Source organism: Pseudomonas corni (assembly GCF_057128765.1).
On record NZ_JBSKHW010000010.1, the window covers coordinates 30276 to 52367 of the forward strand.

At 59.4% G+C, this 22092-nt stretch carries 20 protein-coding genes and 1 riboswitch; of the genes, 15 read left to right on the forward strand and 5 right to left on the reverse strand.

Annotated features, from left to right (window positions below):
- Positions 1-146 precede the first annotated feature (146 nt).
- From ACWKV9_RS16220 to ACWKV9_RS16235, 4 genes are all read left to right on the forward strand, one after another.
- A complete protein-coding gene (locus tag ACWKV9_RS16220; protein ID WP_483837147.1) occupies positions 147-1166 on the forward strand; it encodes an ArsR/SmtB family transcription factor in 1020 nt (339 codons plus the stop codon).
- Positions 1163-2353 (forward strand): methionine adenosyltransferase, encoded by a 1191-nt coding sequence (metK, locus tag ACWKV9_RS16225; protein WP_483837148.1) that lies wholly within the window; start codon positions 1163-1165, stop codon positions 2351-2353. Before ACWKV9_RS16220 ends, metK begins: the two co-directional genes overlap by 4 nt.
- Before the next feature lie 196 nt (positions 2354-2549).
- The gene (gene ligB / locus ACWKV9_RS16230; protein ID WP_483837149.1) at positions 2550-4235 is read left to right on the forward strand and encodes an NAD-dependent DNA ligase LigB; all 1686 of its coding nucleotides are present in this window, start codon (positions 2550-2552) and stop codon (positions 4233-4235) included.
- 64 nt (positions 4236-4299) lie between these two features.
- Positions 4300-4719, forward strand: coding sequence for a DUF1090 domain-containing protein (locus ACWKV9_RS16235; protein WP_483837150.1), 420 nt, complete (start codon positions 4300-4302; stop codon positions 4717-4719).
- A gap of 108 nt (positions 4720-4827) precedes the next feature.
- On the opposite strand, the gene ACWKV9_RS16240 is transcribed toward ACWKV9_RS16235, so the two are convergent.
- Genes ACWKV9_RS16240 through ACWKV9_RS16250 form a run of 3 tightly spaced genes read right to left on the reverse strand, consistent with a single transcriptional unit; the run spans position 4828 to position 6528 of the window.
- Positions 4828-5277 (reverse strand): c-type cytochrome, encoded by a 450-nt coding sequence (locus ACWKV9_RS16240; protein ID WP_483837151.1) that lies wholly within the window; start codon positions 5275-5277, stop codon positions 4828-4830.
- Between the two features lie 9 nt (positions 5278-5286).
- Positions 5287-5673, reverse strand: coding sequence for an MAPEG family protein (locus ACWKV9_RS16245; RefSeq protein WP_483837152.1), 387 nt, complete (start codon positions 5671-5673; stop codon positions 5287-5289).
- Between the two features lie 15 nt (positions 5674-5688).
- Positions 5689-6528, reverse strand: coding sequence for an EamA family transporter (locus tag ACWKV9_RS16250; RefSeq protein ID WP_483837153.1), 840 nt, complete (start codon positions 6526-6528; stop codon positions 5689-5691).
- A 256-nt stretch (positions 6529-6784) separates the two neighbouring features.
- Between ACWKV9_RS16250 and ACWKV9_RS16255 the strand changes: the two genes are divergently transcribed.
- The 7 genes from ACWKV9_RS16255 (at position 6785) to otnI (ending at position 14543) form a co-directional block, all read left to right on the forward strand.
- On the forward strand, positions 6785-8047 hold the full coding sequence (locus ACWKV9_RS16255; protein WP_483837154.1) for a cation:proton antiporter: 1263 nt from the start codon (positions 6785-6787) through the stop codon (positions 8045-8047).
- Positions 8048-8138: 91 nt separating this feature from the next.
- Positions 8139-8960 carry a DeoR/GlpR family DNA-binding transcription regulator gene (locus ACWKV9_RS16260; RefSeq protein ID WP_483837155.1) on the forward strand — a complete coding sequence of 274 codons (822 nt, stop codon included), beginning with the start codon at positions 8139-8141 and terminating at the stop codon, positions 8958-8960.
- Positions 8961-9207: 247 nt separating this feature from the next.
- A complete protein-coding gene (gene ltnD, locus ACWKV9_RS16265; protein WP_483837327.1) occupies positions 9208-10203 on the forward strand; it encodes an L-threonate dehydrogenase in 996 nt (331 codons plus the stop codon).
- A gap of 10 nt (positions 10204-10213) precedes the next feature.
- On the forward strand, positions 10214-11503 hold the full coding sequence (otnK, locus tag ACWKV9_RS16270; RefSeq protein WP_483837156.1) for a 3-oxo-tetronate kinase: 1290 nt from the start codon (positions 10214-10216) through the stop codon (positions 11501-11503).
- Complete coding sequence (otnC, locus tag ACWKV9_RS16275; RefSeq protein ID WP_483837157.1) at positions 11500-12138, forward strand: 3-oxo-tetronate 4-phosphate decarboxylase; 639 nt, start codon at positions 11500-11502, stop codon at positions 12136-12138. Before otnK ends, otnC begins: the two co-directional genes overlap by 4 nt.
- An 87-nt stretch (positions 12139-12225) precedes the next feature.
- Complete coding sequence (locus ACWKV9_RS16280; RefSeq protein ID WP_483837158.1) at positions 12226-13683, forward strand: GntT/GntP/DsdX family permease; 1458 nt, start codon at positions 12226-12228, stop codon at positions 13681-13683.
- Positions 13684-13751: 68 nt separating this feature from the next.
- Complete coding sequence (gene otnI, locus ACWKV9_RS16285) at positions 13752-14543, forward strand: 2-oxo-tetronate isomerase (RefSeq protein WP_483837159.1); 792 nt, start codon at positions 13752-13754, stop codon at positions 14541-14543.
- Between the two features lie 112 nt (positions 14544-14655).
- On the opposite strand, the gene ACWKV9_RS16290 is transcribed toward otnI, so the two are convergent.
- Positions 14656-15060: an acyl-CoA thioesterase gene (locus ACWKV9_RS16290; protein WP_483837160.1), complete on the reverse strand. Its 405-nt coding sequence runs from the start codon at positions 15058-15060 to the stop codon at positions 14656-14658.
- A 197-nt stretch (positions 15061-15257) separates the two neighbouring features.
- Positions 15258-15369, forward strand: a riboswitch (S-adenosyl-L-homocysteine riboswitch).
- A gap of 20 nt (positions 15370-15389) precedes the next feature.
- On the opposite strand from ACWKV9_RS16290, the gene ahcY reads away from it, so the two are divergent.
- From ahcY to rhlE2, 4 genes are all read left to right on the forward strand, one after another.
- Positions 15390-16799, forward strand: a complete 1410-nt coding sequence (gene ahcY / locus ACWKV9_RS16295; protein WP_483837161.1) for an adenosylhomocysteinase — start codon at positions 15390-15392, stop codon at positions 16797-16799.
- Between the two features lie 151 nt (positions 16800-16950).
- Positions 16951-17796, forward strand: coding sequence for a methylenetetrahydrofolate reductase [NAD(P)H] (gene metF, locus ACWKV9_RS16300; protein WP_483837162.1), 846 nt, complete (start codon positions 16951-16953; stop codon positions 17794-17796).
- A gap of 111 nt (positions 17797-17907) precedes the next feature.
- Positions 17908-18996: a hypothetical protein gene (locus ACWKV9_RS16305; RefSeq protein ID WP_483837163.1), complete on the forward strand. Its 1089-nt coding sequence runs from the start codon at positions 17908-17910 to the stop codon at positions 18994-18996.
- 273 nt (positions 18997-19269) lie between these two features.
- On the forward strand, positions 19270-21183 hold the full coding sequence (gene rhlE2 / locus ACWKV9_RS16310) for an RNA helicase RhlE2 (RefSeq protein ID WP_483837164.1): 1914 nt from the start codon (positions 19270-19272) through the stop codon (positions 21181-21183).
- A gap of 312 nt (positions 21184-21495) precedes the next feature.
- On the opposite strand, the gene ACWKV9_RS16315 is transcribed toward rhlE2, so the two are convergent.
- Positions 21496-22092 carry a YceI family protein gene (locus ACWKV9_RS16315; RefSeq protein WP_483837165.1) on the reverse strand — a complete coding sequence of 199 codons (597 nt, stop codon included), beginning with the start codon at positions 22090-22092 and terminating at the stop codon, positions 21496-21498.

The following is a 22092-nucleotide window of genomic DNA, read 5'->3' on the forward strand; positions in this document are numbered from 1 at the left end:
CGGGGGGTATTTATCTCAGCTGACTACCCTAACGCACCCTGAGGTCGGAATCACGACACCATGTGATTGCCACCCATCGACCAATATCAAAACATTTTGATATTGGTCTTGCGGCTTGGCAGACCGATAACTAGACTGCCTGCCTTATGAATCTTCGTGTGCCCGTCATTAACCATGATCCTTGCGACGACCTGGCTGCCTTGTGCAAGGCCGGGGGCGACCCGCTGCGGCTGAATGTGTTGCGGGCCTTGTCCAACGATTCATTCGGTGTGCTGGAGCTGGCGCAGATTTTCGCCATCGGCCAGTCGGGCATGAGCCATCACTTGAAGGTGCTGGCGCAGGCTGATCTGGTGGCCACGCGTCGTGAAGGCAATGCGATTTTCTATCGCCGCGCCCTGCCCCATATCGAACAAACTGGCGGCAAGCTGCACACCGCTTTGCTCGAAGAGGCAGATGGACTCACCTTGCCCGAGGACGTCCAGGCAAGAATCGGATTGGTACATCGCCAACGCGCGGCGGCCAGTCAGGATTTTTTCGCCCGCACCGCCGAGAAATTTCGCGCCCAGCAGGATTTGATCGCGGGCATTGCGCAATACCGCGACAGCCTGTTGTCCTTGCTGGACAAGCTGAGCTTTGACGCGGAGGCGACAGCGCTGGAAGTCGGCCCGGGTGACGGTGGTTTCTTGCCTGATCTGGCGCAACGCTTTCGCCATGTCACGGCCCTCGACAACAGCCCGGAAATGCTAGATCTGGCCAGACAACTGTGCCAGCGCAAAGCGTTGGGTAACGTTGACTTGCGACTGGCCGACGTTCTGGGCGACGTCCAGCTGCAAGCCAACTGCGTGGTCTTGAACATGGTGCTTCACCATTTCGCCGCGCCGGCTGAAGCATTGAAACAATTGGCCAACCTGTTGCAGCCGGGCGGTAGCCTGCTGGTGACGGAGTTGTGCAGCCACGACCAGAGCTGGGCCAAGGAGGCCTGCGGCGATCTCTGGTTGGGTTTTGAACAGGAAGATCTGGCCCGTTGGGCCATCGCTGCGGGGCTGGTCCCCGGGGAAAGTCTGTACGTAGGCTTACGTAATGGTTTCCAGATACAGGTCCGCCACTTTCAGCGACCGGCTGGCGACACTCAACATCGGTATCAATCAGGAAACCCGTCGAGATGAGCGAATACTCCCTTTTCACCTCCGAGTCCGTGTCCGAAGGGCACCCGGACAAAATCGCCGACCAGATCTCCGATGCAGTTCTGGACGCCATTATTGCCGAAGACAAATTTGCCCGCGTGGCGTGTGAAACACTGGTCAAGACCGGTGTTGCGATTATCGCCGGTGAAGTCACCACTTCGGCCTGGGTCGATCTGGAAGACATCGTCCGTAACGTGATTCTCGACATCGGCTACAACAGCTCCAATGTCGGCTTCGACGGCGCGACCTGTAGCGTGATGAACATCATCGGCAAGCAGTCGGTGGACATCGCTCAAGGCGTTGACCGCAGCAAGCCTGAGGATCAAGGCGCCGGCGACCAAGGCCTGATGTTCGGCTACGCCAGCAACGAAACCCCTGAGCTGATGCCTGCGCCAATCGCGTTCTCGCACCAGTTGGTCAAGCGCCAGGCCGAAGCCCGCAAATCCGGCCAATTGCCTTGGCTGCGCCCGGATGCGAAATCCCAGGTCACCTGCCGCTATGAAAACGGCATCGTGGTCGGCATCGACGCAGTGGTTCTGTCGACTCAGCACAACCCTGACGTGTCCTACGCCGACCTGCGCGAAGGCGTGATGGAGCTGGTCGTCAAGCATGTGCTGCCTGCACACTTGCTACACAAAGACACCCAGTTCCACATCAACCCCACCGGCAACTTCATCATCGGTGGCCCGGTGGGCGACTGCGGCCTGACCGGACGCAAGATCATCGTTGACAGCTACGGCGGCATGGCCCGTCACGGCGGCGGCGCGTTCTCCGGTAAAGATCCGTCGAAGGTTGACCGCTCTGCGGCCTACGCCGGTCGCTATGTGGCCAAGAACATCGTCGCTGCAGGCCTGGCCGAGCGCTGCGAGATTCAGGTGTCCTACGCCATCGGCGTTGCGCAACCGACTTCGATCTCGTTGAACACCTTCGGCACTGGCAAGATCAGCGACGACAAGATCGTGCAACTGGTGCGTGAGCACTTCGATCTGCGCCCTTATGCAATCACCACCATGCTCGACCTGCTGCACCCGATGTATCAGGAAACCGCAGCTTACGGCCACTTCGGCCGCACGCCGGAAACCAAGACCGTGGGCGACGACACCTTCACCACGTTCACCTGGGAAAAAACCGACCGCGCCGAAGGTCTTCGCGCTGCCGCCGGTTTGTAATACACAGCTCGGTTCCCTGTAGGAGCGAACTTGTTGGCGAAGCGTCATGACGGATACACCGCGTCAGCCGCTTCGCCAACAAGTGGGCTCCTACAGAAATACCGGCGTGCATCGCAAAACCCGGTAACCACACCGAATTCGATTCCAACCCTGCATCAGCTAGCCTCTTGAGCCCCCCTCAAGCAAGGATGCTTCGATGCTGCTCTCCCTTCGCCTGCTTATTTGCGCCGTTTTCGCGCTGCTCTCTCTTCCCTCCTACGCAACCCCCTGCCCCGACTGGCCGCCGGTCAAAGCCCGATCGGAAATCTCCTCGCTACACACCCAGATCAGCCGCTGGAACGACAGCTATCACCGCGAAGGGGTTTCGCTGGTGGCCGATGAGCTTTACGACCAATCCGTGGAGCGTTTGGCGCATCTGAAAAGCTGTTTCAAAACTCCGCAGGCCTCCGCTGACAGTCCGTTGATCACCGCGGGTGGACCGCAACGACACCCCATTCCCCATACCGGTTTGAACAAACTGCCCGATGAAATCGCCGTTCAAGCCTGGCTCAACGGTCGCACCGATCTGTGGATTCAGCCGAAGGTAGACGGTGTAGCGGTCACGCTGGTTTACGAGGATGGCGCGCTGGCTCAGGTCATCAGCCGGGGCGACGGCGTCAAAGGTCAGGACTGGAGTGACAAGGCTCAAGTCATTGAAGCGATTCCAAAGTATCTGCCGTGGCAAAAAACTCTGATCCTGCAAGGCGAGCTGTATTGGAAACTGAGCGGCCACGTCCAGGCTGATGCTGGCAGCCTGAATGCCCGCAGCAAGGTGGCAGGATTGCTGGCGCGCACGTCGATCAGCGAGCAGGAAGGCGCGACTATCGGGCTGTTTGTCTGGGACTGGCCGGATGGCCCGGTCACCATGAGGGAGCGGCTGGCGGGTCTACGGGCATTGGGCTTTGACGACAGCATGGACCTGAGCGAACCGATTGAGAGTTTTGCTCAGGCACAAAAATGGCGCGAGCATTGGTATCGCTCACCCATGCCGTTTGCCACCGACGGTGTGGTGATGCGCCAGGGCGAGCGCCCACCTGTCGAGCGCTGGCAGGCAAAGGCTCCGTATTGGATCGCCGCGTGGAAATACCCTTTTGCCCAAGTATTGGCCGAGGTGCGAGCGGTTAACTTCAATGTCGGCCGCAGCGGTCGGATTACGCCTGTGCTAGACCTCAAGCCTGTCCAGCTCGACGACCGCAAGATCAGCCGCCTCAGTGTCGGTTCGTTGCAGCGCTGGCAGGAACTGGACATTCGTCCCGGCGATCAAGTGGCCGTCAGCCTGGCCGGGTTGACCATTCCACGGCTGGACGGCGTGGTTTCGCGCAGCGTTGAACGCGCAGAGCTGAATGCACCACAAACCGCTGATTACCACGCCTTGAGCTGCCTGCAAATCGCACCCGCTTGCATGGATCAGTTTCGTGCGCGATTGATCTGGCTGAGCGGCAAAAAGGGTTTGAACCTTGCCGGCGTAGGGCCGGGAACGTGGGACAAGCTGATTCGGGCCGGAAGAGTAGAAGGCCTACTCGATTGGATGACGCTCGACAGCGCACAGCTTGGTAACATTCCGGGCCTTGGTGAGCGCAGCAGCGCTAAACTGTTGCATGTTTTTCAAAGTGCGCGCGAACAGCCGTTTCAGGTATGGCTGAAAGCTATCGGTTTACCGCCTACCGGAAGCGCCCAACTGGGTCACCGATGGGACGAACTGGCATCACGCACTGCCGAACAGTGGCAGGCAGAACCGGGCATAGGCCCAGGCTGTGCAAAACAGTTGCTCGCTTTTTTTCAGGACCCGCAGGTACAGATACTTGGCACACAACTGCGCAGCCAAGGTATTGATGGGTTTTAGTCACTTTATTTACGCCGGACGATTGTGCTGAGCGTCCGGTATTTCCGTTTTCAAGGAGCTTTATATGAAACGCTTGTCACCGCTGGTGGTGTTCGCTGCCCTGGGATTATTCGCCGCCCCCGCATTCGCCGCCGAGCCGGCCCCCGCCCTGAGCGGATGTGCAGCCAAACGGCAAGACATCAGCACGCAGATTGAACACGCAAAAGCCGCAAGCAACAGCAATCAGCAGGCCGGGCTGGAAAAAGCCCTCAGCGAAGTGACTGCCAATTGCAATGACGCGACCTTGCTTAAGGAGCAGGAACAAAAAGTATTCGAGGCCAAGCGTGAAGTCAGTCGCCGTCAGGCCGATCTGAACAAAGCCATGAGCAAGGGCGATCCAGAGAAGATCGACAAGCGAAAAGACAAACTGGCCGAGTCGCGCAAAGAGCTACAAGACGCCCAGACTGAGCTGGAGAAGGTGCAGCCGGATCAGGATGATGAATAACTGACCAACTGTAGGAGCGCGCTTGCCCGCGATTGAGTCATACCAGATAAAAATGTCGTATGACACACCGCCATCGCGGGCAAGCGCGCTCCTACAGTGGGGACCAACTCAATGATCCCGAAACTCCTTGTGACACGCATCACACGCGCCTTCGACCTTCGCCAACGCAGGGTCCAGCACGCTTTTGCGGAACGGTCGGACCTGGCTCGCGATCACCAACTCGCCGGTTGCTGACTCAAGCGACCGCGCCAATTCCTGAAAACGCGCCTGTTTTTGCCAGACGTCATCCTTGGCGCTGGTGTGATCGGCCTCTCGCACTGCGGGGAAATGTTTCCATGGCTCGTGGGACAGACCGTCGAGCTTGACCGAGTTGTCGGCAAAACGCTGACCCTCGAACGGCACACGACCGCGCAGCATCCCGCGCATTTCCTCGCTGGTCTTAAGCATCTCCTTGAAGATGGCCTTGCGCTGCCCCAGCGGCGAGTTCGGATCGACCCCGCCGCACGCGCTCAGCGCCAGACAGGCGAGCGCCACACATCCCAAATACTTGAAAGTCATACGCGGGAATCAAGCCGACACGACAAACAGCGACACCACCAACGCCAGGCCCGCAAGCCATGCCAGCGAACGCAGCGCAGCCCAATCGGCCAGATAAAAAATGATGTAGAGCAGGCGCGTGGTTACGAACAAAACAGCCAGCACATCAATGGTCACCAACTGCGCGACACCGGCAATGTGAGCGATGATCACGGCAGCAGCAAAACCGGGAATGGCTTCGAAACTGTTGAGCTGCGCATTGTGGGCGCGGCGTGGAAGACCTTCGAGGCGGTCGAGAAAGTCCCGCGGATCGTGATTCTGTCGTGAACTGAATTTGCCGCTGCTGAACTTCGCGATGGAAGTACATACCAGCGGCAGCAGAATTACGATCAACACGCACCAGAAAGCAACGGTCATAACTACATCCTTTTCTTAGAATTTGAGCTTCATCAGAAGCATCCCGAGTAATACCAGTCCACAGGCTAAGAGCCGGGGCCGACCGAAAGGTTCTTTCAGATAACGCATACCGAACAGCACCACCAGCACCACGCTGACTTCGCGTAATGCAGCGGCTTCGGCAACCGAGCCCAGTTGCATCGCCCACAGCACCAGCGCGTAGCTGAACAAAACGCAGAAACCGACACTCAACCCCAGCTTCCATTGCTCGCGCCAGAACAACATGAACGCCGGGCGTTTGCCGACCATTGCCAGTAGCGGGAAGGGCCAGGCGCTGACCAGCGTTAGCCATACGAGATAGTTCAGCGGCGCGACGCCAAGCTTTAGCGCCTGGCCGTCGATCCAGGTGTAACAGCCGATACACAAGCCTATCAGTCCCACCACCGGCAGCATCGACCACGGCAGTCGATCTCCGCCGCCGCCCTGCCACAGCAAGCAAATCATCCCGCAGGGGATCAGCAGAATGCCAAAAATCTGTTGGGTACTGAGCTGCTCTCCGGCAAAGAACAGGGTCAGCGCCAGCACCACCAATGGCGACAACCCCCGCATCAGTGGATAGACCAAGCCTAAATCCCCCACTCGATAAGCGCGGATCAGCAGCGCGCGATACAACAGTTCAAACAGTGCTGAGGCGATCAGCCAGGGCCAGACCTCGGCCGCAGGCGGGGAAACGAAACCTACGGCTATGACGGCAAGAATGAACGCGACAATATCCATACTCGCAATGACCAGCAGGCGCTCGCCGCTGAACTTGATCAACGTGTTCCAAGTGGCGTGCAGCACCGCTGCAATCAGGACCAGGATTGTCGCCAGCACATGATCTCCTTATGAGCCCGGCAGGTTTGTTCGGGCGGTTGTACCGTCCTGCGAGTGATGAATACTCGATGACGGCGATGCGAGGCCGTCGAGGATAGCCGAACGCGCTCCCTGTTGGAGCCGAGCTTGCTCGCGAAGCTGGCACTGGGCCTGCGAAAGATGTGCCTGCATCTGTCGCCAGCACATCAAACCCCTGCACGCCGCTCGACTGCCAGGTCGTCCGTGCAGGATTTGAATTGCAATCACAGGACTCCGAATGCTTGAACTCGCCGCTGGTTTTATCTGCCTTACTTCGCTGCTCACGTATGTGAACTTTCGTTTCATCGGTCTGCCGCCTACCATCGGCGTGATGGTCACTGCACTGCTGTTCTCGCTGATTCTCCAATCGTTGAGTCTGCTGGGTTTTCCCGGCATGGAAGAGCGCGTGCAAAGCCTGATCGGCCAGATCGATTTCGGCGATCTGCTGATGAACTGGATGCTGTCGTTTTTGCTGTTTGCAGGCGCCTTGCACGTCAACCTGTCGGATCTGAAAAACTACCGCTGGCCCATCGGCTTGCTCGCAACCTTTGGCGTGCTGATCGCCACCACAGTGATCGGCGCCCTGGCCTATTGGATTTTCGCGATGTTCGGCTGGCACGTGAGCTTCCTCTACTGTCTGCTGTTCGGCGCATTGATTTCGCCCACGGACCCGATCGCTGTGCTGGGCGTGCTGCGTACGGCCAATGCGTCAAAACCCCTGAAAACCACCATCGTCGGCGAATCACTGTTTAACGATGGCACAGCGGTCGTGGTCTTCACCGTATTGCTGGGCATAGCGCAGCTGGGCGAGACGCCGACGGTGGGCGAAACCGCCATGCTCTTCGTGCATGAAGCCATCGGCGGCGCCCTGTTCGGCGGGCTGATCGGTTATGCGGTGTACCTGATGATCAAGAGCATCGAGCAGCATCAGATCGAAGTGATGTTGACCCTCGCTCTGGTGATCGGCGGCTCGGCAATGTCCACCGAGCTGCATGTTTCGGCGCCGATTGCGATGGTGGTCGCCGGTCTGATCATCGGTAATCTGGGCCGCAATCTAGCGATGAATGACATGACCCGCCGCTATCTGGATGGCTTCTGGGAGTTGCTTGATGACATGCTCAACGCGCTGCTGTTTGCATTGATCGGCATGGAGCTGTTGCTGCTGCCGTTCTCGTGGCTGCACTTGCTGGCGGCAGGGATGTTGGCGGTGGCGATCCTGCTGTCGCGCCTACTGACCGTGGCACCTGCGATTTTGCTGATGCGCCGCTGGCGTGAAGTGCCGCGCGGCACCATTCGCATCCTGACCTGGGGCGGCCTGCGTGGCGGGGTTTCGGTTGCATTGGCGCTGGCGTTGCCGCTAGGCCCGGAACGCGATCTGTTGCTGAGCATCACCTACATCGTGGTGCTGTCATCGATCCTGTTGCAGGGTTTGAGCATCGGCAAGCTGGTCAAGGCTGTGACCCGCGAACCGGCTGTGGCTGAGTCCGCTACGACGCATTGAAGTCGTAACATCTGCTGTCAGCGCTGGCGCGATTGGCTAAGATGCCACCAGCGCCAGCTTCAGCTGGCCGTCATATGGCCCAGGAGCACCAATGGTTAGCAACGAGGACACTGCGATCACCGGCGCTGCACCGATGATTCCCGAGCAACGCCGGGAGTTGATGCTGCGTCAGTTGCGCAAACATCAGGTGTTGAGCGTGCATCAGTTGGTGGAGATGTTCGATTGCTCGCACATGACCGTTCGCCGCGACATTGCACTGCTCGAACAAAGCGGCCGTGCTTACTCGGTGACAGGCGGCGTACGCATCGCCAGCCAGGTTCACAGCGAACCCAGCCATCAATCCAAAGCCGTCGTCGAGCTGCCGCACAAACAAGCCATGGCACGTCTGGCCGCGAGTTTGTTGCACCCGGAAATGACGGTTTATCTGGACGCCGGCACCAGCACGCTGGAAATCGTGCCGCACATCGTCGCGCTGGCTGGCATGACGGTTGTGACCAATGACTTCGGCGTGGTGCATGCCCTAGCCGATGCTACCCATGTGGATGTGATTCACACCGGAGGCTTGCTCGACCACCCCAACCGCTCGTGCGTGGGCGGTCTGGCCGCCGCGACCCTGCGTCAACTCGCGACCGACGTGGCGTTCATGTCCACCAGCTCGTGGGATCTGCAGCGCGGCACCACCACCCCATCTGCGCTCAAGGTCGAGGTCAAGCAAGCCGCCATGCAATCAGCCTCGCGCTCGGTACTGCTCACGACCAGTTCTAAATACGGCACCTTCGGTATGTACAAGGTCGCCGGGCTTGAACAATTCGACGCGATCATCAGCGATGAAAACCTGGCCGAAGCTGCAGCGGAAGCGATTCGCAGGCAGGGCGTGGAGTTGATGCTGGCGTCGGTGGGTGGCAAGCAGTAGAGCACGCGCGCCGATCCTGATCCTCAAACGTGGGAGCGGAACTGTCCGCGAAGAGGCTGGTACATCCGCAACGAATGTTTCGCCTGAACTACAGTCTTCGCGGACAGGTCCGCTCCCACACAAACTGCGTCAAATCGCTAAGCCGCTATACATTTCCAGCCTCGGATTGATCCGGGGCTTTTTTGTGCCTGCGATCTCGTGCCAATGTTAAGTTTTGTGAATTTAAAAAAACACTTCACATTATCCGATCACAGGTTCACTATCGTTTTCACAGTTTCGAACAACACATTCGAGCGCCGGTGAAGCGGTTTCGGCGTGCGACCCGAGGAGACACACCATGAATAACAAGAATGTCGGCGTTATCGGTTTGGGCGCCATGGGGTTGGGCATCGCCCGTTCACTGCTGCGCAGCGGCTTCAACGTCCACGCCTGTGATGTGCGCACCGCCGTCACCGAACAATTTGCCACCGAAGGCGGCGTCGCCTGCGCCTCCCCTGCCGCTATGGCAGCGCTGTGCGATGTGATCGTGACAGTCGTAGTCAACGCAGAACAGACTGAATCCGTACTGTTCGGCGACAACGGCGCAATCGCCGCCTTGCGTCCTGGCAGCCTCGTCATCGGCTGCGCCACCGTCGCGCCAACCTTCGCGATTGAACTGGGCGAGCGTCTGGCCAAAGAAAACCTGCTGTACCTCGACGCCCCGATCTCCGGCGGCGCAGCCAAGGCCGCTTCCGGCCAGATGACCATGATGACCTCCGGCCCGGCTGATGCCTACGCCAAAGCCGACGCGGTCCTGAACGGCATGGCTGGCAAGGTCTACCGCCTGGGTGACGTCCACGGTCTGGGCTCGAAAGTCAAAATCATCAATCAGCTGCTGGCTGGCGTTCACATCGCAGCCAGCGCCGAAGCCATGGCGCTGGGCTTGCGTGAAGGCGTCGACGCTGACGCGTTGTACGAAGTGATCACCAACAGCGCAGGCAATTCGTGGATGTTCGAAAACCGCGTGCCGCACATCCTGAAAGCCGACTACACGCCGCTGTCCGCTGTGGACATCTTCGTCAAGGACCTGGGCCTGGTACTGGATACCGCCCGCGCCAGTAAATTCCCGCTGCCGCTGTCCTCCACCGCTCACCAGATGTTCATGCAGGCCTCCACCGCAGGCTTTGGCCGCGAAGACGACTCGGCCGTCATCAAGATTTTCCCGGGCATCACGCTGCCTGTCGCCAAGCCTGATCAAGCCTGAGGAAACTGTAATGAGCGCAACCATTCGCCCATTGCTGGGCTGCATCGCCGATGACTTCACCGGCGCCACGGACCTTGCCAACATGCTGGTGCGCGGCGGCATGCGTACCGTGCAAAGCATCGGGATCCCCAGCGCAGACAGCCTGGCGGACATGGACGCCGACGCGATCGTCATTGCCTTGAAATCCCGTACCACGCCAGCCGCCGACGCGGTTGCCGAGTCCCTTGCAGCGCTGCAATGGCTGCAAGACCAAGGCTGCGAGCAGATCTTCTTCAAGTACTGCTCCACCTTCGATTCAACTGCCGCCGGCAACATCGGTCAGGTCAGTGAAGCGCTGCTGGCAAAACTGGGCAGCGACTTCACCCTGGCCTGCCCGGCGTTCCCGGAAAACGGCCGCACGATCTTCCGTGGTCATTTGTTCGTACAGGACCAACTGCTCAACGAATGCGGCATGCAAAACCATCCGTTGACGCCGATGACCGACGCCAATCTGGTGCGCGTGCTGCAATCGCAAACCCAGAAGAAGGTTGGTCTGCTGCGTTACGACAGCGTGTCACAAGGCGTCGAAAGCGTGCGCGCGCGCATCGCAGAACTGCGCGCTGATGGCGTAAGTATGGCCGTGGCCGATGCACTGTCGGACGCCGATCTCTACACCCTCGGCGCCGCCTGTGCCGACTTGCCGCTGCTGACTGGTGGCTCAGGCTTGGCGCTGGGTTTGCCGGGTAACTTCCGCAAGGCGGGCAAGCTGCGCGACATCGATGCATCGAAGCTGGCAGATATCAGCGGCGGTGAAGTGGTGCTCGCGGGCAGCGCTTCGGTGGCCACCAACGGTCAGGTAGCGGCCTGGCTTGCAGCCGGTCGCCCCGCCCTGCGTATCGACCCACTGGCACTGGCCGACGGTCAACCGGTGGTTGAACAGGCGCTGGCGTTTGCGCGGGATGCCGGGCAGACCGTGCTGATCTACGCCACCAGCTCTCCCGATGAAGTCAAAGCCGTGCAGCAAAAACTGGGCGTCGAACGCGCAGGCGCTCTGGTCGAAGACGCGTTGGGGCAGATTGCTCACGGCCTGTTGCAAGCCGGAGTGCGTCGCTTCGTGGTGGCGGGTGGAGAAACCTCCGGCGCGGTGGTTCAAGCCCTTGGCGTGCAGCTGCTGAAGATTGGCGCACAGATCGATCCGGGCGTTCCGGCGACGCAAAGCACCGGGGCGCAACCGTTGGCGCTGGCGCTCAAGTCCGGCAACTTCGGCGGTCGCGACTTCTTCGACAAAGCCCTCAAGCAACTGGCCGGAGGTGCGCAATGAGCACTGAAAATACCCTGCGCGAAGAAATCTGCACCGTCGGCCGATTGCTGTATGGCCGGGGCTACACGGTCGGTAGCGCTGGCAACATCAGCGCCCGCCTCGACGACGGCTGGCTGATCACGCCGACTGACGCCTGCCTGGGTCGTCTCGATCCTGCGTCCATCGCCAAGGTCAATCTGGCGGGTGAGTGGGTATCCGGTGACAAGCCTTCGAAGACTCTTGCTCTGCATCGCGAGGTCTACGACCGCAATCCTGGCGTTGGCGGCGTGGTTCACACCCATTCCACGCATCTGGTGGCGCTGACCCTCGCTGGCGTCTGGCAACAGGACGACATTCTTCCCCCGCTCACGCCGTACCAGGTAATGAAAGTCGGGCATATCCCGCTGATTTCCTACGAGCGTCCGGGCTCACCGAAGGTCGCCGAGCAGGTCGCTCAACTGGCTAACAGCGTGCGCGGCGTGATGCTTGAGCGCCTGGGCCCGGTGATCTGGGAAAGCTCGGTGGCCAAAGCCTGTTACGCCCTGGAAGAGCTCGAAGAAACCGCTCGCCTGTGGCTGATGAGCAACCCCAAACCAGAACCGCTGAACGAAGCGGCGCTGGAAGAATTGCGCCAGACGTTCGGCGTGAAGTGGTAATGCGACAGCGTTGACCGGGGGCCGCATGCGGCCTCTTTAAGCATCCCGGCCTCGCCGGAAAACAATAACAACAGGACATCACACACCATGACTCCTCTCTTTCTGATGTTGACCGCTGGCGCAGGCATTGCCCTGTTGCTGTTGCTGGTGCTGAAGTACAAATTTCAGCCGTTCGTTGCGCTCATGTTGGTCAGCATCATCGTGGCACTGGTTGCCGGGGTTAAACCCGCCGATCTGGTCGCCACGATTGAAGGCGGCATGGGCAAGACCCTCGGCCACATCGCGATCATCATCGCGCTGGGTGCAATGATCGGCCGCATCATTGAACTGTCCGGCGGCGCGGAAGCGCTGGCGAAAACCCTGATCAACCGCTTCGGCAACCGCCGTACGCCACTGGCGTTGACGATTGCCGGATTCATGGTGGGGATTCCGGTGTTCTTCGAAGTCGGTGTGATCATCCTCATGCCACTGGCTTACGGCGTTGCCCGCGCGGCCCGTAAACCGCTGCTGATTTTCGCGCTGCCAATGTGTGCCGCGCTGCTGTCTGTGCATGCCTTCTTGCCGCCTCACCCTGGCGCCGTTGCGGCTGCCGGTCAATTGGGGGCAGATCTGGGACGTGTGCTGATGTTCGGCATTCCCATCGTTGGCGTGCTGTGTCTGATTGGCTACCTGATCGCCGGGCGCATGACCCGCAAGGTCTACCCGATGACCGATGACATTCGTGCTGAGGTCTACGGTCCGCACATCACCAACGAAGACCTGGCCGCCTGGGCTCGTGATGATTACTCGAACACCAGCCAAGCCGCGCACAGCAAGACGCTGGGCCTTGAAGAAAGCGCCAGCAGCCTGGCCGCCAAACTGCCACCTGCCCCTGCACCCGGCTTCGGTTTGATCATTGGCTTGATTCTGTTGCCGATCGTGTTGATTTTGCTCGGTACACTGGCAACCACCATGCTGCCTGCCGAATCGACCCTGCGCAGCGTGCTGACTGTTCTAGGCGCGCCGTTGGTTGCATTGCTGATCGACACACTGCTGTGCGCCTATCTGCTGGGTTCGCGTCGCGGCTGGAGTCGTACTCAGGTGTCTGACGTGATCGGTTCGGCTTTGCCCGGTGTGGCGATGGTGATCCTGATCGCCGGTGCTGGCGGCGTGTTCGGTAAAGTGCTCGTCGATACCGGCATCGGCGCTGTCGTTTCTGAAGCGCTGCGCACAACGGGCTTGCCTGTGTTGGCGCTTGGCTTCCTGCTGACTGTGTTGCTGCGCGCCGTACAGGGTTCGACCACCGTTGCGCTGGTCACCACAGCCGGCATTCTCAGCCCGCTGATCGCGACTCTCAACCTGACGCCTAACCATCTAGCACTGCTTTGCCTGGCGATGGGCGGCGGCGGTCTGGCCATGTCGCACATCAACGATGCGGGCTACTGGATGTTCACCAAACTGGCCGGTCTGAACGTCGGTGACGGCTTGCGCACCTGGACGTTCCTCGTCACTGTGCTGGGCACGCTGGGCTTCCTCGCGACCCTGGTGATCTGGCCTTTCGTCTGACGCTTCAGGACGCTTTTCGTCTGGCTCCCAAGACGCCAGGCGTCCGACCTTAAAAGACAGGAGTTAACATGCCTCGCTTCGCTGCCAACCTCAGCATGATGTACCCGCAACATGATTTTCTGGCCCGTTTCGGCGCTGCGGCGGCGGACGGATTCAAAGGGATCGAATACCTGTTTCCTTACGATTACACCGCCGCTGAAATCAAATTGCGCCTGGACGATTTCGGCCTGGAGCAAGCGCTGTTCAACATGCCGCCGGGTGATTTCAGTAAGGGCGAGCGAGGCATTGCGTCGCTGCCGGGGCGCGAAGAAGAGTTTCGCAGCGGCTTTCAAAAAGCGCTGGAATACGCTGCCGTGCTGGGCAACGACCGGATTCATGCGATGGCGGGCCTGTTGCCCAGCGAAGACCTGCGCGAGCGGCATCACGCGGTGTATCTGGAAAACCTGAGCTACGCCGCACATGAAGCAGCAAAAGTCGGGATCAAGGTGCTGATCGAGCCGATCAACACACGGGATATTCCGGGCTTTTTTCTGAATCGTCAGGACCAGGCTCAGGACATTCGCAAGGCTATCGGCGCTGATAATCTGCTGGTCCAGTTCGACTGCTACCACTGCCAGATCGTCGAAGGCGACGTGACCGCCAAACTGCGCCGCGACTTCGCCGGCATCGGCCACATCCAGATTGCTGGCGTGCCGGATCGTCATGAGCCGAACATCGGCGAAGTGAATTACCCATGGCTGTTCGAAGAGCTTGATCGCCTGGGTTATACGGGTTGGGTCGGCTGCGAATACCGCCCGAAAGGCGACACCAGCGAAGGCTTGCAGTGGCTGCGGGATTGGTGGGCAAAAAACCCGGCCTGATGCTTTGAATTTGTAGGAGCGCGCTTGCCCGCGATGGAGTCCTGTCAGCCAACGCATTTGGCGCAGACAGATCGTTATCGCGGGCAAGCGCGCTCCTACAAGTCGTGCGGTTTCACTTGTTAATCACTTCGTCCTTGAACTGATCTTTCACGTAGCTGATTTCTGTCTTGCCGTGCGGCGCGGGCAGGCCGTCCTCGCCCAGATTCACGAAGACCATCTTCTCCACCGTCAGAATGCTCTTGCGGGTGATTTTGTTGCGCACCTGGCAGGTCAGGGTGATCGAGGTACGGCCGAACTCGGTGGCTGTGATGCCCAGTTCGATGATGTCGCCCTGGCGCGAGGCGCTGACGAAGTTAATCTCCGAAATGTACTTGGTCACCACGCGCTGATTACCCAGCTGAACGATGGCGTAAATCGCCGCTTCTTCGTCGATCCAGCGCAATAGACTGCCCCCAAACAGCGTGCCGTTGGGGTTGAGGTCTTCAGGTTTTACCCATTTGCGAGTGTGGAAGTTCATGGGGGCTCCGTGGTGTTTGGGAGATGGCGGTTGATGTACCCCCAGCTTCAAGCTTCAAGCCTGAAGCTGCAAGTTAAAAGCAGGTCCGCTGTTCTATACCGCCTGCCGCTTGCAGCTTGCCACTTACAGCTCAAAGAAAGATAATCGCCCCCGCTTCAAAAAACGGTCATCCCCGCTTGATACCGTTTTCCCGCCACCTGTCCGAGGGGCGCTGCAGCAGGTCAATCCTGTCAGGCTCGGATGGGGCGTTGTTTGATCAGGCTCCTGCCTACCGATCAAGCTTTAAACGCACAACGGCGCCCATTCGCACCCTACGAATGGAGACTCTTATGAGCGCTGTACTGACGCCCAACGATTTCAACGACTACAAAGTCGCCGACATGTCCCTGGCTGCCTGGGGCCGTCGCGAAACCATCATCGCCGAATCCGAAATGCCAGCCCTGATGGGCCTGCGTCGCAAATACGCCGGCGAGCAACCGCTCAAGGGCGCGAAGATCCTCGGCTGCATTCACATGACCATTCAGACTGCCGTGCTGATCGAAACCCTGGTTGCCCTGGGTGCCGAAGTTCGCTGGTCCTCCTGCAACATCTTCTCCACGCAGGATCAGGCCGCTGCTGCTATTGCCGCTGCCGGTATCGCGGTGTACGCCTGGAAAGGCGAAACCGAAGAAGAATACGAGTGGTGCCTTGAGCAAACCATCCTGAAAGATGGCGCGCCTTGGGATGCCAACATGATCCTCGACGACGGCGGCGACCTGACCGAGTTGCTGCACAAGAAATACCCGGCCATCCTGGACCGCGTTCACGGCGTGACCGAAGAGACCACCACCGGCGTCCACCGCCTGCTGGACATGCTGGCCAAGGGCGAGCTGAAGATCCCGGCCATCAACGTCAATGACTCCGTCACCAAAAGCAAAAACGACAACAAGTACGGTTGCCGTCACAGCTTGAACGACGCCATCAAACGCGGCACCGACCACCTGTTGTCCGGCAAGCAAGCGTTGGTCATCGGCTACGGTGATGTGGGCAAAGGCTCGGCTCAGTCGCTGCGTCAGGAAGGCATGATCGTCAAAGTGACCGAAGTCGATCCAATCTGCGCCATGCAAGCCTGCATGGACGGTTTCGAACTGGTTTCGCCGTTCATCGATGGCGAAAACGACGGCACCGAAGCGAGCATCGACAAGGCACTGCTGGGCAAGATCGACCTGATCGTGACCACCACCGGTAACGTCAATGTCTGTGACTCGAACATGCTCAAAGCGCTGAAAAAACGCGCTGTGGTGTGCAACATCGGTCACTTCGACAACGAGATCGATACAGCTTTCATGCGCAAGAACTGGGCATGGGAAGAAGTGAAGCCACAGGTGCACAAGATTCACCGCACCGGCGCAGGCAGCTTCGATCCGCAAAACGATGACTACCTGATCCTGCTGGCCGAAGGCCGTCTGGTGAACCTGGGCAACGCGACCGGTCACCCGAGCCGCATCATGGACGGCTCGTTCGCCAACCAGGTGCTGGCGCAGATCTTCCTGTTCGGCCAGAAGTACGCTGACCTGAGCCCTGCTCAGAAAGCCGAACGCCTGACCGTAGAAGTGCTGCCCAAGAAGCTGGACGAAGAAGTGGCCCTGGAAATGGTCCGCGGTTTCGGCGGCGTCGTGACCAAACTGACCAAGACCCAGGCCGACTACATCGGCGTCGGCGTCGAAGGCCCGTTCAAGCCGCACGCTTATCGTTACTGATCCAGCCTGAAACGCTGTTCATGTAGGAGCGCGCTTGCCCGCGATTGAGATGTGTCAGCACCGTCAATGCTGACTGACACACCGATATCGCGGGCAAGCGCGCTCCTACAGGACGTCGGCGTTTGTCGAATGCGCTTTCAAGGATATCGTCATGTCCCAAAACCACGGCTTCAGCTTCGAGTTCTTCCCCACGAAGACCGACGCTGGACATGAAAAACTGATGAACGTGGCTCGCCAACTGGCTGGCTACAACCCCGATTTTTTCTCCTGCACGTATGGTGCAGGCGGCTCGACGCGTGATCGCACGATCAACACCGTCCTGCAGCTGGAAAAAGAAGTGAACGTACCTGCCGCACCGCATTTGTCCTGCGTGGGCGACAGCAAAGCTGACTTGCGCGGCTTGCTCACTCAATACAAAGAGGCAGGCATCAAGCGCATCGTTGCCCTGCGCGGCGACTTGCCGTCCGGCATGGGCATGTCTAGCGGTGAGCTGCGTTATGCCGCCGATCTGGTCAGCTTCATTCGTGAAGAAACCGGCGACCATTTCCATATCGAAGTCGCGGCCTATCCGGAGATGCACCCCCAAGCGCGCAACTTCGAGCACGACATCAACAACTTCGTGGCCAAAGCCAACGCCGGTGCCGACAGCGCGATCACCCAGTACTTCTTCAACGCCGACAGCTATTTCTACTTCGTCGACCGCGTTCAAAAGCTGGGTGTGAACATTCCGATCGTGCCGGGCATCATGCCGATCACCAACTACAGCAAGCTCGCTCGTTTCTCCGACGCATGCGGTGCAGAAATCCCACGCTGGATTCGGAAACAACTGGAAGCACACGGCGACGATTCGCCGAGCATTCAGAAATTTGGCGAAGAGGTCATCACACAGATGTGTGAGCGCTTGTTACAAGGCGGCGCGCCAGGTTTGCATTTCTACACGCTGAACCAGGCAGAGCCTAGCCTGGCGGTGTGGAACAACCTGAAACTGTCGCGTTAAGGGACCACTGAACTCGGTCTGGTCAGCTCCGTCACATTAGGGCAACGTTTCATCGGTAGGTTTCGTCATGCGAGGCCTGCCGACGCCTTAATCGAGACGGAAACCCAGCAGTTGACCTCCATCAGTAAAATCGCATCACGCCCACAACTCGTCTACCTTGCCTTTGGTGCCGAGACCTATCATCAGGAAGCTGTTTTCAGCATCGCCAGCGCCCTTGCCGGTATGCGGGAAACATCAGAGCTGCCGCTGGACATTCAAGTCTTCAGCGACGACCCCGCTCCTTACCGCCACCTGCCCGTCCGTGTTCGGCGTTTCGACGCACCCACCCGGCGCGCCTGGAGCGGACCTCACGGCTACCACTTCCGCTGCAAACAGGTGCTGGTGCGCAAGGTGCTGGAGGAATGCGACAAAGCCATTCTGATCGACACCGATACCTTCTTCCACGAAAGCCCCATGAAGCTGTTCGAACGGGTCGAACCCGGCAAGCTGCTGTGTAATGCATTCACCTTGCGCTATGACGCCTGCAAACAAACCGTTCTGTACACCGCGCTCGCGGAAAAGCTCGCTCAACGCGGCCTTGCCGACGACAGCATGCCGCTGCTCAATTCGGGCGTGATCGGCTTGACCCGTGACGACGCAGAGATTCTCGACCGATCCGTCGAGATGATGGATGAGTTTTTCCCCATCACGCCCGGCGCCATCACCCTTGAAGAGTTCTGTCTGGCCGTAGCCGCCTACAACAAGGTGGAGGTGAACGAGTGCCCAGACCTGATTCACCATTACTGGAGCCGCAAACAGTTGTTTCGCGCCAAAGTACGGGCCTGGCTCAACAAGCATGGCGACAATCCGACCAGTAAATGCGGCCTGGACGACACACGCAGAGTGACAGCGAGCCTGCCGCGTCCGCCTGCCTGGCAGCGCTTTATGTACAAGGGCGCGATGTTCGCGGTGCCACAGGATCAACGCCAGTTTGTCCGCGAAGTGCTTTATGGCTGCTGTGACTACCCCAATGAATTCGACCAGGCCTGCTCGCAGGTCTGGTGGGACAAGGCCCTGAGCAATGCCGAGCAACGCATGGATCGGCCAATCACCCCGGAAACGCTTGAACAGTGGCTGGATCATTGGGCGGTGCGGCATATACTCGGGCATCGGCGCAAGGCGGTGTATCAGCACCTGCTTCAGAGCCGAAACGGCCAATAAACCAGAAAAAAGCCGTTTAGCAGCATGAACACAGCGCGCGGTGATTGCTCTGTTATACTCCGGCGTCCCCGCCAGGCTTACGCCCGGATGCTCGGTCTCGCAGAAAGCACTCGATCACACCAGCAGCGCATTTTTCGTTCTCGCGCTCATGTCACGAGTTGAACTTACAGACCCGACAGTACCGGACGGGATTGCGTCATCTGCACGCACATTCGCGCCGGGTAGATTATTCCCCCTTGGGCCAACGTGGCCCTAATTAAGACAGGATTACTCATGTCCTTTGCTTCCCTCGGTCTCTCCGAGGCTTTAGTCAGCGCCATCGAGGCTGCTGGCTATACCCAGCCTACTCCGGTGCAACAGCGGGCCATTCCCGCCGTGTTGCAAGGCCGCGACCTGATGGTTGCTGCTCAGACAGGTACTGGTAAAACCGGCGGTTTCGCCCTCCCGATTCTGGAGCGCCTCTTCCCCGCCGGTCACCCGGACAAATCTCAACGTCATGGCCCGCGCCAACCCCGCGTACTGGTCCTGACCCCCACCCGCGAACTTGCAGCCCAGGTCCATGACAGCTTCAAGATCTACGCGAAAAACCTGAAGTTCGTCAGCGCCTGCATCTTCGGCGGTGTCGGTACCAATCCTCAGGTTCAGGCCATGGCGCGCGGCGTCGACGTACTGGTGGCCTGCCCAGGCCGCCTGCTTGACCTCGCAGGTCAAGGCAGCGTCGACCTGTCCCACGTTGAAATCCTGGTCCTCGATGAAGCCGACCGGATGCTCGACATGGGCTTCGTCCATGACGTGAAGAAAGTCCTGGCGCGTCTGCCGTCCAAGCGTCAGAACCTGCTGTTCTCCGCGACCTTCTCGTCGGACATCACTGCACTCGCGGGCAAGCTGCTGCACAACCCAGAGCGCATTGAAGTTACGCCGCCGAACACCACGGTCGAACGTATCGAACAGCGCGTATTCCGCCTGCCTGCCAACCACAAGCGTTCGCTGCTCGCGCACCTGATTACCGCAGGCGCCTGGGAACAGGTGCTGGTCTTCACCCGCACCAAGCATGGCGCCAACCGCCTGGCCGAATACCTGGACAAACACGGCCTCGCCGCTGTTGCTATCCACGGTAACAAGAGCCAGAACGCTCGGACCAAAGCTCTGGCCGACTTCAAGGCCGGTGATGTTCGTATCATGGTCGCTACCGATATTGCCGCGCGCGGTCTGGACATCGACCAACTGCCCCACGTCGTCAACTTCGAGCTGCCAAACGTCGATGAAGACTACGTCCACCGTATCGGCCGTACAGGCCGTGCAGGTCGTAGCGGTGAGGCCATCTCTCTGGTCGCACCGGACGAAGAGAAGCTGTTGAAAAGCATCGAGCGCATGACCAAGCAGAAGCTGGCCGATGGCGATCTGATGGGCTTTGACATCAACTCGGTCGAAGCTGAAAAGCCTGAAGTGCGTGAACGTCCGGACGTGCGCAACCCGCGCAACGCCCGTGGCCCACGCGGCGATGGCCCGAATGGCGGCGGCGGTGGTGGCGGTCGCAAGGACAAAGGCAAAGAGAAGGGCAAGGAAAAACCGGCAGCCGCAGCTGCATCGGGTGAACGCCCTGCTCGTCCGGCCCGTCCGCAAAAGCCTCGCCAAGGCACACCGGCAGGCGAAACCCGCCAGGCTCAACCTTCGGCCCCACGCGGTGACCGTGCTCCGGATGAGTTTCTGGATGACGAAGTGGACAACTTCGGGAACCGCGCTGATTACGTCAGCCCATACCCGAACAAGACCCAGAGCCGTGGTCGTCGCCCTGGCGCTCCAGCCACAGGCGCCGCTCCGGCGCCGCGTGGTCCGAGCCAGGGCCGTAGCGGTCCTCGCAGCGGTACCGGCGCTGCAACTGGCACTGGCGCTCCGGCAGGTTCGGGTGCTCCAGCGGCCAAGCGCAATGGCCCACGCAATGGTCCGGCTCGTGATGGCCAGGCTCGTCGTGAAGAGCAGCCACGCAACCGTCGTCCGGCACGTGATGATCAGCCGGCGCGTCAAGAGCCAGCCGTTCGCGGTCCAAGGGATGGTCAGCCAGCACCGAAGATCATGCACAAAGAGTCCAAGAACGATCGCTTCCCGTCCGCCGAGCAACTTGATCAGTTGCCAAGCCGCCCACGCGGTGAAAAACCAGCCCTGCTGACCCGCAACCGCGAAGGTTAAGCAGCGCTGAACCAAAAACGCCCCGACTGGTTCGGGGCGTTTTTGTGTGTGGCGTCACACACCCTGTAGGAACCAACTTGTTGGCGAGACGATCTGCTGCCTTGAGGACGTCTCGCGAACAAGTTCGCTCCTACAGCGGGCACGCCGTGAAGCTACGGCATTGTAGGAGCGCGCTTGCCCGCGATCGCGGTGTGTCAGTCGACATCAATACATCAGGCCGGACGCCATCGCGGGCAAGCGCGCTCCTACAGTAAATAGCCGCACACAAAAACGCCGACCATAAGGTCGGCGTTTTTGATGCAGCAGGCCGTCTTACTTGGCTTTGACGCCTTCGAACGAGATGACCAGATCCATTGTGTCGGACTGTGGACCCAGGTCCATCATCTTGCCGAAATCAGAACGCTTGATCGAGGTAGTGCCCTCGAAGCCTGCGCGGTAGCCGCCCCATGGATCTTTGCCTTCGCCCAGGAATGTGGTCTTGACCACAACTGGCTTGGTCACGCCGTGCATGGTCAGGTCGCCAGTCACGTCAGCAGTGACTTTGCCATCAGCATTCTTGCCGGTGGTTTTCACGCTGGTGGAAACGAACTTGGCGTCAGGGAAGCTGGCAACGTCCAGGAAGTCCTTGCTGCTGATGTGCTTGTCACGTTCAGCGTGGTTGGTGAAAACGCTGGCGGTTTTCACATCAATGCTGATTTTGCTGTCTTCAGGTTTGGCAGCGTCGAAGCTGAACGTACCGGTCCAGTCCTTAAACGAGCCGTAGATGAAGCTGTAGCCCAAGTGGCTGATCTTGAAGTTGATGAAAGCGTGCTGGCCTTCTTTGTCGATGGTGTAGTCAGCGGCCATGGCCTGACCAGCTGTCAGCAGCGCAGTACCGAGGGCCAATGCAGCAAGGGTCTTTTTCAACAT

Excerpts from the sequence above, each read along its gene's own strand:
- ACWKV9_RS16280 (WP_483837158.1), top strand. The coding sequence starts at position 12,226 with ATGACTCCTCTCTTTCTGATGTTGACCGCTGGCGCAGGCATTGCCCTG.
- rhlE2 (WP_483837164.1), top strand. The coding sequence starts at position 19,270 with ATGTCCTTTGCTTCCCTCGGTCTCTCCGAGGCTTTAGTCAGCGCCATC.
- ACWKV9_RS16255 (WP_483837154.1), top strand. The coding sequence starts at position 6,785 with ATGCTTGAACTCGCCGCTGGTTTTATCTGCCTTACTTCGCTGCTCACG.
- ACWKV9_RS16260 (WP_483837155.1), top strand. The coding sequence starts at position 8,139 with ATGGTTAGCAACGAGGACACTGCGATCACCGGCGCTGCACCGATGATT.
- ACWKV9_RS16235 (WP_483837150.1), top strand. The coding sequence starts at position 4,300 with ATGAAACGCTTGTCACCGCTGGTGGTGTTCGCTGCCCTGGGATTATTC.
- ACWKV9_RS16315 (WP_483837165.1), bottom strand. The coding sequence starts at position 22,092 with ATGTTGAAAAAGACCCTTGCTGCATTGGCCCTCGGTACTGCGCTGCTG.
- metK (WP_483837148.1), top strand. The coding sequence starts at position 1,163 with ATGAGCGAATACTCCCTTTTCACCTCCGAGTCCGTGTCCGAAGGGCAC.
- metF (WP_483837162.1), top strand. The coding sequence starts at position 16,951 with ATGTCCCAAAACCACGGCTTCAGCTTCGAGTTCTTCCCCACGAAGACC.
- ACWKV9_RS16245 (WP_483837152.1), bottom strand. The coding sequence starts at position 5,673 with ATGACCGTTGCTTTCTGGTGCGTGTTGATCGTAATTCTGCTGCCGCTG.
- ahcY (WP_483837161.1), top strand. The coding sequence starts at position 15,390 with ATGAGCGCTGTACTGACGCCCAACGATTTCAACGACTACAAAGTCGCC.
- ACWKV9_RS16220 (WP_483837147.1), top strand. The coding sequence starts at position 147 with ATGAATCTTCGTGTGCCCGTCATTAACCATGATCCTTGCGACGACCTG.
- ACWKV9_RS16240 (WP_483837151.1), bottom strand. The coding sequence starts at position 5,277 with ATGACTTTCAAGTATTTGGGATGTGTGGCGCTCGCCTGTCTGGCGCTG.
- otnC (WP_483837157.1), top strand. The coding sequence starts at position 11,500 with ATGAGCACTGAAAATACCCTGCGCGAAGAAATCTGCACCGTCGGCCGA.
- ligB (WP_483837149.1), top strand. The coding sequence starts at position 2,550 with ATGCTGCTCTCCCTTCGCCTGCTTATTTGCGCCGTTTTCGCGCTGCTC.
- otnI (WP_483837159.1), top strand. The coding sequence starts at position 13,752 with ATGCCTCGCTTCGCTGCCAACCTCAGCATGATGTACCCGCAACATGAT.
- ACWKV9_RS16290 (WP_483837160.1), bottom strand. The coding sequence starts at position 15,060 with ATGAACTTCCACACTCGCAAATGGGTAAAACCTGAAGACCTCAACCCC.
- otnK (WP_483837156.1), top strand. The coding sequence starts at position 10,214 with ATGAGCGCAACCATTCGCCCATTGCTGGGCTGCATCGCCGATGACTTC.